Annotated in this window: 15 protein-coding genes; 9 read left to right on the top strand and 6 right to left on the bottom strand. The window is 60.9% G+C overall.

The window, feature by feature from the left end; translation table 11 throughout:
- Nucleotides 1-5 precede the first annotated feature (5 nt).
- From AB4N84_RS17930 to AB4N84_RS17915, 4 genes are all read left to right on the top strand, one after another.
- Nucleotides 6-656, top strand: a complete 651-nt coding sequence (locus tag AB4N84_RS17930) for an amino acid ABC transporter permease (RefSeq protein ID WP_074752998.1) — start codon at nucleotides 6-8, stop codon at nucleotides 654-656.
- Nucleotides 649-1371 carry an amino acid ABC transporter ATP-binding protein gene (locus AB4N84_RS17925; protein WP_074752999.1) on the top strand — a complete coding sequence of 241 codons (723 nt, stop codon included), beginning with the start codon at nucleotides 649-651 and terminating at the stop codon, nucleotides 1369-1371. Before AB4N84_RS17930 ends, AB4N84_RS17925 begins: the two co-directional genes overlap by 8 nt.
- Before the next feature lie 154 nt (nucleotides 1372-1525).
- The gene (locus tag AB4N84_RS17920; RefSeq protein WP_460042474.1) at nucleotides 1526-2563 is read left to right on the top strand and encodes a trans-3-hydroxy-L-proline dehydratase; all 1038 of its coding nucleotides are present in this window, start codon (nucleotides 1526-1528) and stop codon (nucleotides 2561-2563) included.
- 242 nt (nucleotides 2564-2805) lie between these two features.
- Nucleotides 2806-3723 carry a dihydrodipicolinate synthase family protein gene (locus AB4N84_RS17915; protein ID WP_074753001.1) on the top strand — a complete coding sequence of 306 codons (918 nt, stop codon included), beginning with the start codon at nucleotides 2806-2808 and terminating at the stop codon, nucleotides 3721-3723.
- 197 nt (nucleotides 3724-3920) lie between these two features.
- On the opposite strand, the gene ttcA is transcribed toward AB4N84_RS17915, so the two are convergent.
- On the bottom strand, nucleotides 3921-4745 hold the full coding sequence (gene ttcA / locus AB4N84_RS17910; protein ID WP_074753002.1) for a tRNA 2-thiocytidine(32) synthetase TtcA: 825 nt from the start codon (nucleotides 4743-4745) through the stop codon (nucleotides 3921-3923).
- Nucleotides 4746-5164: 419 nt separating this feature from the next.
- On the opposite strand from ttcA, the gene AB4N84_RS17905 reads away from it, so the two are divergent.
- Together AB4N84_RS17905 and AB4N84_RS17900 are read left to right on the top strand one after the other, a co-directional pair.
- Nucleotides 5165-5767: a Yip1 family protein gene (locus AB4N84_RS17905; protein WP_460042473.1), complete on the top strand. Its 603-nt coding sequence runs from the start codon at nucleotides 5165-5167 to the stop codon at nucleotides 5765-5767.
- Between the two features lie 231 nt (nucleotides 5768-5998).
- Nucleotides 5999-6493: a SprT family zinc-dependent metalloprotease gene (locus tag AB4N84_RS17900; RefSeq protein ID WP_460042472.1), complete on the top strand. Its 495-nt coding sequence runs from the start codon at nucleotides 5999-6001 to the stop codon at nucleotides 6491-6493.
- A gap of 3 nt (nucleotides 6494-6496) precedes the next feature.
- Here the strand turns inward: AB4N84_RS17900 and AB4N84_RS17895 are convergent, their stop codons facing one another.
- Together AB4N84_RS17895 and AB4N84_RS17890 are read right to left on the bottom strand one after the other, a co-directional pair.
- Nucleotides 6497-7678, bottom strand: coding sequence for a CaiB/BaiF CoA transferase family protein (locus tag AB4N84_RS17895; protein ID WP_460042471.1), 1182 nt, complete (start codon nucleotides 7676-7678; stop codon nucleotides 6497-6499).
- A 258-nt stretch (nucleotides 7679-7936) separates the two neighbouring features.
- Nucleotides 7937-9271: a dicarboxylate/amino acid:cation symporter gene (locus AB4N84_RS17890; RefSeq protein WP_460042470.1), complete on the bottom strand. Its 1335-nt coding sequence runs from the start codon at nucleotides 9269-9271 to the stop codon at nucleotides 7937-7939.
- A 342-nt stretch (nucleotides 9272-9613) separates the two neighbouring features.
- Here AB4N84_RS17890 and AB4N84_RS17885 point away from each other — a divergent pair, with 342 nt between their 5' ends.
- The gene (locus tag AB4N84_RS17885) at nucleotides 9614-10612 is read left to right on the top strand and encodes an AraC family transcriptional regulator (protein ID WP_460042469.1); all 999 of its coding nucleotides are present in this window, start codon (nucleotides 9614-9616) and stop codon (nucleotides 10610-10612) included.
- A 143-nt stretch (nucleotides 10613-10755) separates the two neighbouring features.
- Here the strand turns inward: AB4N84_RS17885 and AB4N84_RS17880 are convergent, their stop codons facing one another.
- The 3 genes from AB4N84_RS17880 to AB4N84_RS17870 are packed head-to-tail and all read right to left on the bottom strand — an operon-like array spanning nucleotide 10756 to nucleotide 13085.
- The gene (locus AB4N84_RS17880) at nucleotides 10756-12099 is read right to left on the bottom strand and encodes an ATP-binding protein (protein WP_460042467.1); all 1344 of its coding nucleotides are present in this window, start codon (nucleotides 12097-12099) and stop codon (nucleotides 10756-10758) included.
- On the bottom strand, nucleotides 12096-12773 hold the full coding sequence (locus AB4N84_RS17875) for a response regulator transcription factor (RefSeq protein WP_074753009.1): 678 nt from the start codon (nucleotides 12771-12773) through the stop codon (nucleotides 12096-12098). Before AB4N84_RS17875 ends, AB4N84_RS17880 begins: the two co-directional genes overlap by 4 nt.
- A gap of 57 nt (nucleotides 12774-12830) precedes the next feature.
- On the bottom strand, nucleotides 12831-13085 hold the full coding sequence (locus AB4N84_RS17870) for a hypothetical protein (protein ID WP_460042466.1): 255 nt from the start codon (nucleotides 13083-13085) through the stop codon (nucleotides 12831-12833).
- A 186-nt stretch (nucleotides 13086-13271) separates the two neighbouring features.
- Between AB4N84_RS17870 and AB4N84_RS17865 the strand changes: the two genes are divergently transcribed.
- Complete coding sequence (locus AB4N84_RS17865; protein WP_460042465.1) at nucleotides 13272-14078, top strand: dienelactone hydrolase family protein; 807 nt, start codon at nucleotides 13272-13274, stop codon at nucleotides 14076-14078.
- A gap of 383 nt (nucleotides 14079-14461) precedes the next feature.
- Complete coding sequence (locus tag AB4N84_RS17860; protein ID WP_460042464.1) at nucleotides 14462-15187, top strand: 4'-phosphopantetheinyl transferase family protein; 726 nt, start codon at nucleotides 14462-14464, stop codon at nucleotides 15185-15187.
- The last annotated feature ends 79 nt before the right edge of the window (nucleotides 15188-15266 follow it).

Genomic DNA, 15266 nt, shown 5'->3' with positions numbered 1-15266 from the left:
TGACCATGTTCAATAGCAGTTTCAGCTGGAACGACATGCAATTCATGCTGCAGGGCGCGTGGGTCACGATCCTGTTGACGATCATCTCGATGATCATCGGCACGCTGGCGGGCGTGGTCTGTGGCATGGCGCGGGCGCTGTTACCGCGCAGCACCATCCCGCTGGCGTGGTTGCTGGACGTGTTTCGCAGCGTGCCGTTGCTGATCCAGTTCGTGCTGTTCAACGCCCTGAAAAGCATCGTCGGCCTGAACTGGAGCGCCTTCGCCGTGGCGTGCGTGGTGCTGGGGTTGTACGTCACCGCCTACTGCACGGAAATCGTTCGCAGCGGCGTGTTGTCGGTGCCGCTCACCTTGCGCCGCGCCAGCCGTTCGTTGGGCCTGAGCTACTGGCAGGACCTGCGCCAGATCGTCATGCCGATGGCGACCCGCGTCGCGTTCCCGGGCTGGGTCAACCTGTTGCTCTCCGTGATGAAGGACACCGCGCTGGTGATGTGGATCGGCATCGTCGAACTGCTGCGCGCTTCGCAGACCATCGTCACGCGTATTCAAGAACCGCTGCTGGTGCTGTGCATCGCAGGCCTCATTTACTACGTCATGAGTCTGGTGATCGCCCGTCTGGGTGCGCGCCTGGAAACGAGGTGGCAGGAAAATGATTGAGATCGACAACGTACACAAATCGTTTGGCGAGCTTGAAGTGATCAAGGGCGTGAGCCTGCAAGTGCAGAAAGGCGAAGTGGTGTCGATCATCGGTGGTTCGGGCTCGGGCAAGTCCACGCTGCTGATGTGCATCAACGGCCTGGAGTCGATCAAGAGCGGCAGCATCCGCGTGGACGGCACTGAAGTGCACGCCAAAAGCACGGACATCAACAAGCTGAGGCAGCGGATCGGCATCGTCTTTCAACAGTGGAATGCCTTTCCACACCTGACGGTGCTGGAAAACGTGATGCTCGCGCCGCGAACCGTGCTGGGTAAAAGCAAGGCCGAAGCCGAGGCGCTGGCGGTCAAGCAACTGACCCACGTGGGCCTGGGCGACAAGCTCAAGGTATTCCCCGGCAAGCTGTCGGGCGGTCAGCAACAGCGCATGGCAATTGCCCGCGCCCTGGCGATGTCGCCCGACTACATGCTGTTCGACGAAGCGACCTCAGCGCTGGATCCGCAATTGGTGGGCGAGGTGCTGGACACCATGCGCATGCTTGCCGAAGACGGCATGACCATGATTCTGGTGACCCACGAGATTCGTTTCGCCCGCGACGTGTCGGACCGCGTGGCGTTTTTCCGTAACGGTCTGGTGCATGAGATCGGCACGCCCGATCAGGTCATCGGCAACCCGCAGCGGCCGGAGACGGCGGATTTTTTGCGGTCGATCAACTAACGGGGTTTGGCGATCAAAACTGTAGGAGCCGGCTTGCTGGCGAACGCGGTCTGTCATCAAACGTTGTAGGGCCTGACCTGACGCATTCGCCAGCAAGCCGGCTCCTACAGGCCCCATGCGATTCACCCGACTCATTACAGGAGGGCTTTAAAGCATGCGCTCATCGAAAGTGATTCATGTGGTCAGTTGTCACGCCGAGGGTGAAGTCGGTGATGTGATCGTCGGCGGTGTCGCGCCGCCGCCGGGCGATACGATCTGGGAGCAATCGCGCTGGATCGAGAAGGACAACGTGCTGCGCAACTTCATGCTCAATGAGCCACGGGGCGGGGTGTTCCGTCACGTCAACCTGCTGGTGCCGCCGAAGAATCCGAAGGCGCAGATGGGCTGGATCATCATGGAACCTGCGGACGTGCCGCCGATGTCCGGCTCCAACTCCCTGTGCGTGGCCACCGTGCTGCTGGACAGCGGGATCTTGCCGATGACCGAACCGCAAACCCGCCTGATCCTCGAGGCGCCGGGGGGCCTGATCGAAGCCATCGCCCAGTGCCGTGACGGCAAGGTGCAAAGCGTCGAAGTGCACAACCACCCCTCGTTCGCCGATCAGCTGGACGTGTGGATCGAGGTGCCGGGGTTGGGTTCGATTCAGGTCGATACCGCCTACGGCGGCGACAGTTTCGCCATCGTCGACTCGGTGAAGCTCGGCTTCTCGCTGACCGCTGATGAAGCGAAGGATCTGGTGGAGACCGGCCTGAAGATCACCAAAGCGGCGAACGAACAACTGGGTTTTAACCACCCGACAAACAAAGACTGGAACCACATTTCGTTCTGCCAGATCGCCGCGCCCGTCAATTACGACGGCGGTGTGGCGAACGCGGCCAACGCCGTGGTCATTCGTCCCGGCAAGATCGACCGCTCGCCCTGCGGCACAGGCTGCTCGGCGCGTCTGGCGGTGTTGCATGCCAAGGGTCAGTTGAAGGTGGGTGACCGGTTTATCGGTCGCTCGATCATCGGCTCGGAGTTCCACTGCAAGATTCAGAGCGAAACCGAGATTGCCGGGCGTAAAGCGATTGTGCCAAGCCTGTCGGGCCGCGCGTGGATCACCGGCACGCACCAGCACATGCTGGACCCGAGCGATCCGTGGCCGGAGGGGTACAAGTTGAGCGATACCTGGCCGGTTGGGTTGAAGCTTTGAACACGAGGTGATTCGGGCCAAAGCCCGTAGGAGCCGGCTTGCTGGCGAATGCATTTGACCGGTCGTGTTTGCATCGACTGACGCTTTGCCTTCGCCAGCAAGCCGGCTCCTACGGGCTGCGCCCAGAAGCAGATAGGCGTCGCTGAGTCATTTGAAGCTGCAGAAACAGATTTTCAAACCGGGCCTGATACGCCCAAACCAAAACGTATACGAAATACCTTAATCCGAAAAAGGAGTCACTCATGAGCCAGTCCGTATCCTGGAGCGGTGTTTTCCCTGCCGTTACCACTCAATTCAACGATGATTTCTCCCTCAACCTGGAGGCGACACACACGGTCATTTCCAACCTCGTGCGCGACGGCGTATCGGGTCTGGTGATCTGCGGCACCGTCGGGGAGAACACCTCGTTGAGCGTGGCCGAGAAGATCAGCCTGGTGGAGGTCGCCAAAGACGCCTCGGCCGGGCGCGTGCCGGTGATTTCCGGGATCGCCGAATTCACCAGCGCCAACGCCAGCGCGGTCGCCAAGGACGTACAGAAAGCAGGGGCCGACGGAATCATGCTGATGCCGGCGCTGGTCTATTCGTCCAAGCCGTTCGAGACCGCCGCGCACTTCCGCACCGTGGCCGCGGCCACTGACCTGCCGATGATGGTGTACAACAACCCGCCCATTTATAAGAACGACGTGACGCCGGACATCCTGATTTCCCTGGCCGACTGCGACAACATCGTCTGCTTCAAGGATTCGTCGGGTAACACCAACCGCTTCATCGACGTGCGCAACGAAGTCGGCGACCGCTTCGTGCTGTTCGCAGGCCTCGACGACGTGCTGGTGGAAAGCGTGGCCGTGGGCGCGGTGGGCTGGGTGTCGGGCATGTCCAACGCCTTCCCGAAAGAGGGTGAAACCCTGTTCCGTCTGGCCAAGGCAGGACGTTTTGCTGAGGCGATGGCGCTGTATGAGTGGTTCATGCCGCTGCTGCACCTCGACGCGCGTCCGGATCTGGTCCAATGCATCAAGCTGTGCGAAGCGATCATGGAACGCGGCAGCGCCCTCACCCGCCCACCGCGCCTGGCGCTGCCGGACAGCGACCGTGAATACGTCGAGAAACTGATGAAGACCGCGCTGGCGAACAAGCCGGTGCTGCCGGATGTGGGGTTGTAATCAGCAACACCGATAGCGAGATGCATGCACGATCCTGTAGGAGCTGGCTTGTCCTGCGATCGGCGACGCAGTCGTCGTAAAACCCGGCATCTCGGTGTGTCAGACCTACCGGGTGTGCAGGGTTTACGACGGGTTACCCGCCGATCGCAGGACAAGGTGGAGCGCCACCCCGGCAGATCCTACAAGGGATCGCGCGTTTAGAGATTCACCACATTCACAAACCGCGACGCCGCTGCCTCGTCGATCTTCAGACTGGTGAAGTCGAACAGGTTGCGGTCCGCCAGTTGCGACGGGATGACGTTCTGCAGACTGCGGAAGATCATTTCAGAGCGGCCCGGGGTCTTGCGGTCCCATTCCTGGAGCATGTCCTTGACCACCTGGCGCTGCAGGTTTTCCTGCGAGCCGCAGAGGTTGCACGGGATGATCGGGAACTGCTTCATGTCCGAATACGCCTGAATGTCCTTCTCGGCGCAGTAGGCCAGCGGACGAATCACCACGTTGCGGCCGTCGTCCGCGCGCAGCTTGGGCGGCATGGCTTTGAGGGAGCCGTTGAAGAACATGTTCAGGAAAAACGTCTCGACGATGTCGTCACGGTGGTGACCGAGGGCCATCTTGGTCGCCCCGATTTCGTCGGCGAAGGTGTACAGCGTGCCGCGACGCAGGCGCGAGCACAGGGAGCAGGTGGTCTTGCCTTCCGGAATCAGCTCCTTGACCACCGAATAGGTGTCTTTCTCGACGATGTGATACTCGACGCCGAGCTCCTTCAGGTAGGCCGGCAGCACGTGCTCAGGGAAGCCCGGCTGTTTCTGGTCCATGTTCACGGCGACGATGTCGAACTTGATCGGCGCGACCTTTTGCAGGTGGATCAGCACATCGAGCATGGTGTAGCTGTCCTTGCCGCCGGACAGGCAGACCATGACCTTGTCACCCTCTTCAATCATGTTGAAATCGGCCACGGCTTCGCCCGCTAGCCGACGCAGGCGCTTCTGCAGTTTGTTCTGATTGACTGAAAGGGTGCCCATGGCGCTGATATCCGCTCGCTATGACTCTGGAAAGGGTCGGCATTTTACGCATAAACGTGGCGGCAGGTAATGCCTGCGTGGGTGCCACACAACCCTGTGGGAGCTGCCGGAGGTTACGACGGTGGCGAAAGCGATATGACTGACACACCGCATTCGCCACTGTCGTAATCTCAAGCAGCTGCCACAGGCTCAGTCGCAACGACTGCCTACCATTCATCCGCCCATATCCGTCTGCTGATCACCATCGGCTATTAACAGGCGCCGGATAGTCCTAATTACTCTAAAACCCACGGTTTTCGTGGCTTCCAGCTTTCTATACTGCCAGTAAGGTCGCAGCGGTTCCCCTGTAGAGATTGTGGCCTTGCCCTGACGGCATCTGGCCGGTCAGGTGCGATGGCACATCATCAGGAGTAACGGGCATGATCCATCACGTCTTGGGGCTGTTCACACACCCCGATCAAGAATGGCAACAGATACGTGGCGAAGAAGAAGAAAGCATCAGCCACATGTACCTCACTCACACGTTGATCCTCGCTGCGATACCTGCGGTGTCCGCCTACATCGGCACGACCCAGGTGGGTTGGGTCATCGGCAGCCGCGCGCCGGTCATGCTGACCAGCGAAAGCGCGATCTGGATGACGATCATGTCGTACATCGCCATGCTCGCCGGAGTCGGTGTGATGGGCGGATTCATCCACTGGATGGCGCGCACCTACGACGCAAGCCCTAGCCTGGCACGCTGTGTGGCGTTTGCCACGTACACCGCGACGCCGCTGTTCATCGGCGGCCTGGCGGCACTCTATCCGCACATGTGGCTGGGCATGATGGTGGGCCTGGCGGCGGTCTGCTACACGGTGTACCTGCTGTACGTCGGCTTGCCGGTGTTCATGAACATCCACCCCGACGAGGGGTTCATGTTCTCCAGTTCGGTGCTGGCGGTCGGCCTGGTGGTGCTGGTGGCGATCATGGCGTTTACGGTGGTGCTGTGGGGGATTGGTGTGGGGCCTGAGTATACGAATTGAGGAAACGCCGCCGAACTTGTGTAGGAGCGCGCTTGGTCTGGGCCGCATCCGGACGATTGCGGTGTTTCTGCTATTCATTTGGCGACTGACGCACCGCAATCGTCCGGATGCGGCCCAGACCAAGCGCGCTCCTACACGTGTTAGCGGTGTTTTTACGACCATTCGGCAGCTCAGGTTTTCGACAACGACATGCTTTGCGGCATAATCGGCTCCTCTGGAGACCGATGAAGCATGCTCGAGCCACTCAATACCCGCGTCGAATCCTGTTTCCAACAAGCTGAAGCCTTTTTCAAACGCCCTTTCAAACGCCCTGTCGTCAGCCTCAAATTGCGAGGCCAAAAGGCCGGTGTCGCGCACCTGCACGAAAACATGCTGCGCTTCAATCCGCAGCTGTACCGCGAAAACAGTGAAGACTTCCTGCGCCAGACCGTGGCCCATGAGGTCGCGCATCTGGTCGCCCATCAATTGTTCGGCGACACCATTGCGCCCCATGGCGAAGAGTGGCAATTGATCATGCGCGGCGTGTACGAACTGCCGCCCAACCGCTGCCATACCTATGAAATTCAGCGCCGCCGCGTGACCCGCTACATCTACCGCTGCCCGTGCCCGGAAAGCGATTTCCCGTTCTCCGTGCAGCGGCACAAGCTGGTGCGCAAGGGACGGCGGTATCTGTGCCGTCGCTGTCGGGAGATTCTGGTGTTCAGTGGTGAGACGCGGGTGGAGTAAACGTCACCCCACCGCTCCCGACTCCCGCAACGCCGCAATTTGATCTGCACTGAAGCCCACCTCCCTCAATACCTGCTCACTGTGGGCGCCCGCCGCGACGCCGATATGCCTTGGCGGCGGCAAGCCCTCCGAGAACTTCAGTGGGCAGGCCATCTGCGGCTGCGCGCTGCCGTCGCCTCTCGGCACCTGGGTAACCACCGCCCGAGCCTGGAGTTGCGGATGCTCGACGGCTTCTGAAAAACTCAGCACCGGCTCAACACAGGCGTCGATCTTCGCGAAACAGGCTTCAAGTTCCTCAAAGCTGCGGCGTTCGAACTCGATGATCAGTTCCTGCTTCAAGGCCATCTGGTCCACCGATGCCGGAGACAGACCTCGTTTGGCCAGCTCAGGCCGGTCCAATGCCTCGCACAGCGCCTGCATGAACGCCGGCTCAAGGCTGCCCACCGAAAACCAGCGCCCGTCGCGACTGCGGTAGTAGTCGTAAAAGCTGCCGCCGTTGAGCATTTGGCCTTCGGGTTGCGGTTCGACGCCTGCCGCCAGCCAGCCTGCCCCCGATAGGGCATTCAGGCTGAACGCGCAGTCGGTCATGCTGACGTCGACGTACTGGCCCAGCCCGGTCTGAGTTCGCGCCACCACCGCTGCCAGCAGGCCAATCACGCCGTGCAGCGAACCGCCCGCCACGTCGGCGACCTGCACCCCCAATGGCAACGGCCCACTGTCCTTGCGCCCGGTGTGGCTGGCCAGCCCCGCCAGCGCCAGGTAATTGATGTCATGCCCGGCGCGCTCACGGTAAGGGCCTGTCTGGCCGTACCCGGTGATCGCCACGTAGATAAGCCTCGGATTGATCGCCTTCAGCGCTTCATAACCGATCCCCAGACGGTCCATCACGCCGGGACGAAACTGCTCCAGCACGATGTCGTATTCCGCGACCAGCTTTTTGACCACCTCGATTGCCTGAGGCTGTTTGAGGTCCAGCGCCAGACTGCGCTTGTTGCGGTTGAGGTAGGCGTGGCTGGCCGACATACCCCGGTCATGGGGAGGGAGGACGCGAAGCAGGTCAAGTCGGGTCGCTGATTCAATGCGCAACACCTCGGCGCCCATGTCCGCGAGTAACAGGGAAGCGAACGGGCCAGGCAACAGCGTGGAGAAATCGAGGACTTTGAGCGACGACAGCGGACCTTGCATGCGACGGCTTCCCTGATGATCGGCGAATGGGATCAGAGTAGGCAGTGGCGCGGCATGGGGCAATGACGCAAGACGCCATCCGCTTTGACGCCGATCAGATAATCGCGGGCAAGCGCGCGCCTACAGAGAATTGCGGGCATCTGTGGGAGCGCGCTTGCCCGCGAGACGTCGGCTCAGGCGCTAAAAATTCCACCCAACAAAAAGCCCGCCCGAGGTTTCCCTGGGGCGGGCTTTTCACATCAGCCTGAAGCTAACCGATTACGAACGACCCACTGGTGCAGGGCCTTCGGCCACGCCCAGATCATCTTCATAACGGGTTTCTTCGATGGCACGACCGCCAGAGGCCAGTTCGGCTTCCATTTGCGGAACGTCCAGCTCTTTCACCCACTTGGCGACAACCAGCGTTGCCACGGCGTTACCGACCAGGTTGGTCAGTGCGCGGGCTTCCGACATGAAGCGGTCGATACCCAGGATCAGCGCCAGACCGGCCACCGGCAGGTGACCCACGGCCGACAGCGTGGCCGCCAGCACGATGAAGCCCGAACCGGTAACGCCCGCAGCGCCCTTGGAGGACAGCAGCAGCACCAGCAGCAGAGTGATCTGGTGGGTGATGTCCATGTGGGTGTTGGTCGCCTGAGCGATGAACACCGCCGCCATGGTCAGGTAGATCGAGGTGCCGTCCAGGTTGAACGAGTAACCGGTCGGGATCACCAGACCCACGACGGATTTCTTCGCGCCCAGGCGTTCCATCTTGATCAGCATGCGTGGCAGCGCCGATTCAGACGACGAGGTACCCAGCACGATCAGCAGTTCTTCGCGGATGTACTTGATCAGCTTCAGGATGCTGAAACCGTGCGCGCGGGCGATGCTGCCCAGCACCAGCAGCACGAACAGCAGGCAGGTGATGTAGAAGCACAGCATCAGTTGACCCAGCTGCACCAGCGAGCTCACGCCATAAGCACCGATGGTGAAGGCCATGGCACCCAGCGCACCCAGCGGCGCCAGTTTCATGATCATGTTGATGATGTTGAACATGACATGGGCGAAGCGATCGATGAAGTCCAGGACCGGCTTGCCGTAGGAGCCCAGGCGGTGAAGCGCGAAACCGAAAATCACCGAGAACATCAGCACTTGCAGGATGTCGCCGTTGGCGAAGGCGCCGACGATGGTGTTCGGGATCACGTTCAGGATGAAGCCGATCACGCTCTGGTCTTTACCTGCGGTGACGTAGGCAGCGATTTTGGAGGCGTCGAGGGTGGAGACGTCGACGTTCATGCCGGCGCCCGGCTGAACAACGTTGACCACGACCAGGCCGATGATCAGCGAGATGGTGGAGACGATTTCGAAGTACAGCAGCGCGTAGCCACCGGTCTTGCCCACGGATTTCATGTTCTGCATGCCAGCGATGCCGCTGACCACGGTGCAGAAAATGATGGGGGCGATGACCATTTTGATCAGTTTGATGAACCCGTCACCCAGCGGTTTGAGGGCTTTACCCGCGTCGGGGTACCAGTGACCGATGGCAATACCGATGATGATGGCAACGATCACCTGGGCATACAGGGATTTGTAGATTGGCTGACGAGTCGTCATTGCAGTTTCCTCAAGAGCATCGCTTGCATCATTCCTGATGTCACGACGCCTAAAGTGCGAACCCACCTGCTCGGAGGGATTTGTTTTTGTCGAGCTGCGCGGAGCAGACCTCTACACCTTGTATCGCAAGCCCCGTGCCATTTATCGAAAATCCCCTGAAAGCCCCGCACGGCATGGACTGCTCAGTTAATACCCGCTAAAAAACCCCTGGCGCGATGGCGGATTTCCGCCCATTCTCGACAAATTATCCCTTCCATTGGCGGGTATCCGCCTTGCCCCTGTGTCCGCCCACTGCCTACCATTCGTCTACGCACCCGCATCGACGCACACGACGAGCCCTCCATGCGCCATCGAACCATCGCCAGCCATTTCGCCCGCGCCGTCCTGCACGGTGCGGCGCGGTATGGCCTCGATATCCAGCCGATTCTGGCGCAGGTCGGCCTTCAGCCAGAACTGTTGAGCGAGCCCAAAGCCCGTATCGCGCCAGAACAGTTCGCGCAGCTGATTCAACTGGTGTGGCGGGCGCTGGACGACGAGTACATGGGGTTCGGGCTTGCGGCGAGCAAGCGCGGCACCTTCGCCATGATGTGCCACGCCTTGATTCACTGCCGCACGCTGGACAAGGCCTTGCAGCGCGGCTTCCTGTTTTACGGGCTGTTTCCCGACTCGCCGCGCCTGAGCCTGCAACGTGACGGGGATTGGGTGCGCCTGTGCCTGGACGACTCAAGCCTGCGCGACCCGATGCATTTCCTGAGCGAGTCGCTGTTGGTGATCTGGCATCGCCTCGCCAGTTGGCTGATCGGCCAGCGCATTCGTCTGGAGCAGGCGACCTTCGCTTACGCCAGGCCCGCCCACAGCGCCGAGTACGACTTGCTGTTCGATTGCCCGATGCAGTTCGAGGCGCCACAGACCGCGCTGACGTTTCACTCGCGTTACCTGCAGCTGCCGCTGTTGCAGGATGAACGCACGCTCAAGCGCTTCCTCGAACGCTCCCCCGCCGACCTGCTGTCCCGACCGGATGACGGCGACAGCCTGAGCAGCCAGTTGCGTCGGCTGCTCAGTCGCGATTGCAACCAGTGGCCGGACCTGGAAACCGTGGCCGATCACCTTCACATAAGCCCACAAACCCTGCGCCGCCATTTGCGCGACGAGGGCACGAGTTTTCAGGGCCTTAAAGATGAACTGCGGCGGGACATGGCGATTTATCACCTGGGACAGGCAAACCTGTCGCTACAGGAGATCGCCGAGCAACTGGGGTTTTCAGAGCCGTCGGCGTTTCATCGGGCGTTCAAAAAGTGGACGGGGCTGACGCCGGGGGCGTATCGGGCTCAAGAAATCTGAGATACCTGACTCACCGCCATCAACTGTAGGAGCGCGCTTGCCCGCGATTGCATTCCGCCTGTCAACCAATGTGTCGCTGAAAAACCGCAATCGCGGGCAAGCGCGCTCCTACAGGGCCGGTGGACGGGCTCTTCGGAACACCCTTAAATCGCAAACTGAATCCTGAACGCCGCGCCGCCCAGTTCCGAATCCCCAAGCGTCAGCTGCGCGCCGTAGCTTTCGATGATGTCCTTGACCACCGCCAGCCCGATGCCCTGCCCCGGATTTTTCTGGTCCAGCCGCTCGCCGCGCTCCAGAATCCGCGCGCGCTGGTCATGGGGCACGCCGGGGCCGTCGTCTTCGATGCACAATTCGTCGCCCATGATCGACGGCTGCCAGCGGACCCGCACTTCGCTCAGGCACAGGCGATAGGCGTTTTCCAGCAAGTTGCCGAGCATTTCCAGCAACGCGCCCTCCTCCATCTGCACCTGACAATCGTCCGGCAGATCGAGCACCACCTTCACCTGCTTGTCGCGGTAAACCTTCTCCAGCGTGTTGCACAGGCTCTCCACCACCGGCTTCAACGCCACGTGATGCCGCACCAGCCCACTCTTGCGCAGGCTGGCCCGCTGCAATTGATAGCCGATCTGCTGACTCATGCGTTCGATCTGCGATTGCAGAATGCGCGCCTGCTCCAGGTCTTCAGGGCGCTTGGCGATCTTCTCGCTGACACCCTGCAACACCGCCAACGGGGTTTTCAGGCTGTGCGCCAGATCGCCCAGGGAATCGCGGTAGCGAATGCGCTGTTCGCGCTCGCTGCGCAACAGCCGGTTGAGCGAGCCGGTCAGGCGTAACAGTTCGCTGGGGTGTTTCTCGCTGAGCCCTTCACGGGCCCCGGCTTCCACCTGGTCCAGCTCCTGAGTCATGCCTTTGAGCGCACGCAAACCCCAGGTCAGGCCGACCCACAGCAAAATCAGCAGCACCAGCAACGCACCGCCGAAGCCCAGATAAAGCTTCTCGCGCAGGCCGGAAATGGTTTCCTGATACTCACGCACCGGCTGCAAGGCCACGATGCTGTACGCCGCGTTGCGCCCGCCAAGGAGTTTGATCTCCACGTCGTAAACGAAGAACTCGTCGCCATTAGGCTGGCGAATCTTGGCGAACTCAGTACCCCGGCCGTCATAACGAGGCTGGTAATCGATGGCTTCATCCTCGGTCGCCCGGGAACGCCACACCAGCTTGCCGGCGCGGTTATAGATGTAGCCGAGCAAACGGCTGTCAGGGAGGCTGAATTGTTCGCCGGGGAGCAACGCCGGCATTAACAGACGATCGTCTTCAACCCGGGCGGCGGAGATCAGCGTGGTCACGTCCGAGGCCAGACGTTTTTCGATGGAGCTTTCAAGCGCCAGACTGAAGGCGCTTTGCAAGGCAGGCAGCATCAACAACATGAAAATGACCGCCAGGGTGGCGGCGGCCAGCATCAACCGTACGCGAAGCGAACGAATCATCGACAGCGCTCAGTGAACAGGTAGCCCAGACCGCGCACGGTGTCGATCGGCTTGAATCCGTCGGGACCTTCCAGCTTGCGACGCAACCGGCCGACCAGCACCTCGATCACGTTCGGATCGCGCTCGTCGTCGTCCGGGTACAACTGTTCCATCAAGCGCTCTTTGGGCACCACTTGCTGATGGTGGCGCATCAGGTATTCCAGAATCCGGTACTCATAGGCCGTCAGCGCCAGCGGCTGTTCATCCAGCGACGCCTGCTTGCGGTTGAGGTCCAGCAACAGCGGACCTGCCACGATCGTCGACTGGGTAAACCCGCTGGAGCGACGCAGCAAAGCGTTCATGCGCGCTTCGAGCTCTTCGAACTGAAACGGTTTGACCACGTAATCGTCGGCCCCGGCGGCCAGGCCTTCGACCTTGTCCTGCCAGTTGCCACGGGCGGTCAGGATAAGAATCGGGAACGCCTTGTTCTGCGCACGCAGCTGACGAATCAGGTCCAGCCCACCCATGCCTGGCAAGCCCAGATCAATGACCGCCAGATCGTGATTAAACTGGCCGGCCTGATACAACGCCTCCTCGGCATTGCCCACTGCCTCGACCACATGACCGCTTTCGGTCAGACGGGTCTGCAAGTGATGACGCAACAGGGCTTCATCTTCGACAACCAGCAGTTTCATGACGCTCTCCCGGGCACAGGCATACCTCTCGATGGGTGATCCTTGGACGCTGACGACTTACAACCGGTGGTAAACGGGCAAATAGCTGTCGGGGCTTTCAGTCAGGCTCGTCGATTGCGAAGCATACGCCGCGCTCATCGCGGGCGCCGCGTCAGACAGTTTAGCCGTGCTTGCCATCATTATTCCTGTCAGTTTTTTATGGCTTCTGGCGAAGTCGGTGCGCGACACATCGACATTACTCTCCGCCGCCTGAGTCGCGGCGCTGCCGCCCAGAAACGCCAAGGCCAGAAAAAACTTGTTGAAATTCAGCATGTGCAGGTCCTCCGGCGCCAGGCGCCTTGTTGGGTACGGGACCGAGAATACGCAGCAGGCGCTGAACCCCTCCTGAACGCGGTCTGAACCCGCGCTGAACATCCGGGCAATGGGCGAGTCGGAACCTGAACAGCACAATCGTCTAGGCTCAATGCCAGACGCGTCCCTCAACAGAAGGAGAACACCATGCGGCTGCTGATAGCGTTCACCCTCATGTGCCTTGCGAGCATCGCTCAAGCCGAGGTCAAAACCCGCACCCTCGATTACCAGAGCGCCGACGGCACCAAGCTGGTCGGCTACTACGCCTATGACGACGCGATCAAGGGCCCGAGACCCGGCATCGTGGTGGTTCACGAGTGGTGGGGCCTGAACGACTATGCCAAACGCCGCGCCCGCGATCTGGCTGCGCTGGGATACAGCGCCATGGCCATCGACATGTATGGCGAAGGCAAGAACACCGAGCACCCGAAAGACGCCATGGCCTTCATGCAGGCCGCAACCGCCGACGCGGGCGCCTCGAAGAAGCGCTTCGATGCCGGCCTTGAGCAGTTGAAAAAACAGCCCGAGACCAACCCACAGAAAATCGCTGCCATCGGCTACTGCTTCGGTGGCGCCGTGGTACTGGACGCCGCACGACGGGGCGAACCGCTGGATGCCGTCGTGAGTTTCCACGGTGCCCTGACCACCAAGACCCCAGCGAAGGAAGGGGTGACCAAAACGCCGATGCTGATCGAGCACGGCAATGGGGACACCATGGTGACCGCCCAGAACGTCGCCGACTTCAAGAAGGAAATGGACGCTGCCAAGGCTGACTACAAGTTCGTCGGCATCGACGGCGCCAAACACGGCTTCACCAATCCTGACGCCGACAAACTGAGCCACGGCAACCATGGCGGGCCGGACATTGGCTACAACAAAGCGGCTGACATGAGCTCGTGGGCGGACATGAAGGCGTTTCTGAAAGAGCAGTTTGCGAAGAACTCGACGATGTAATCGCCACAGTTCTCTGTAGGAGCGTGGCTTGGTGCGGGCTGCGCTTGGATGAATGCGGTGGGCCAGCGTTATCTATGGCGACTAAAGCACCGCATTCGCTGCCCTCGTAACCTCGGACGTCTCCTACAGGGTTCGCGGCGCTCCCAAGGCTTGAGCATGACGCCGATACTGTAGGAGCCGGCTTGCTGGCGAACGCGGTGGGTCAGCCGCATTGATGCTGAATGACACACCGCATTCGCTGCCCTCGTAACCTCGGACGTCTCCTACAGGGACCGAGTTGATGCATAAATCTGTGCACCGACCTCAGACCTGTGCCGGCTTGCTGGCGATGCGGTACACGCGGTCATTGATGATGACCCCATTCCACCGGCAAAATGCCGCCCATGACCCACTCCCACGACCTCCCGCCCTGCTGCCCCACCCTCACCCCTCACTGGCCCCTGCCCCTGGCATTGGCGAATGTGGTGTTGGTCAGCAGCCGGTTCGATCCGCAGAAACTCGCCGACGGCGATTTTCAGCGTTGCCTGATCGAGCCGCCCGCGAGCATTCAGCGCTCGGTCGCCAAACGTCAGACGGAATTCCTGGCCGGTCGTCTGTGCGCCCGGGAAGCCATGCGCCGGCTCGACGGCCGTCTGCATGTGCCCTTGATCGGAGATGACCGGGCACCGGTCTGGCCGCAAGACCTGTGCGGCTCGATCACCCACAGCACCGGCTGGGCCGCCGCCATCGTGGCCAACAAACAGCATTGGCGCGGGCTGGGCATGGATGTGGAACAGGTGATGAGCAGCGAACGCGCTTCGCGGCTGGCGGGTGAAATCCTCACGGCCGATGAACTGCAGCGCATGGCGGACGGGCCTGAACATCAGGTTGCGTTGCGGGTCACGCTGACCTTCTCGCTGAAAGAAGCGCTGTTCAAGGCGCTGTACCCCATCGTGCTCAAACGCTTCTATTTCGAAGACGCCGAGTTGCTGGAATGGTCGGAAACCGGCCATGCACAGCTGCGCTTGAAGATCGACCTGTCGCAGGAATGGCACAGCGGCAAGGTGCTGGATGCGCAGTTCAGCGTGCAGGGTGGGCAGTTGTTGAGTCTGGTGGCGATCGCGAACTGATCCAAAGCTTAAGGCCACCGCCAATCCCCCTGTGGGAGCGAGCGGGACCGAACGAATGCTGAGGGCCAGACACATCACC

The sequence above is a fragment of the Pseudomonas sp. S2_H01 genome, from assembly GCF_054668305.1.
This window is presented reverse-complemented; position numbering and strand designations above follow the sequence as displayed.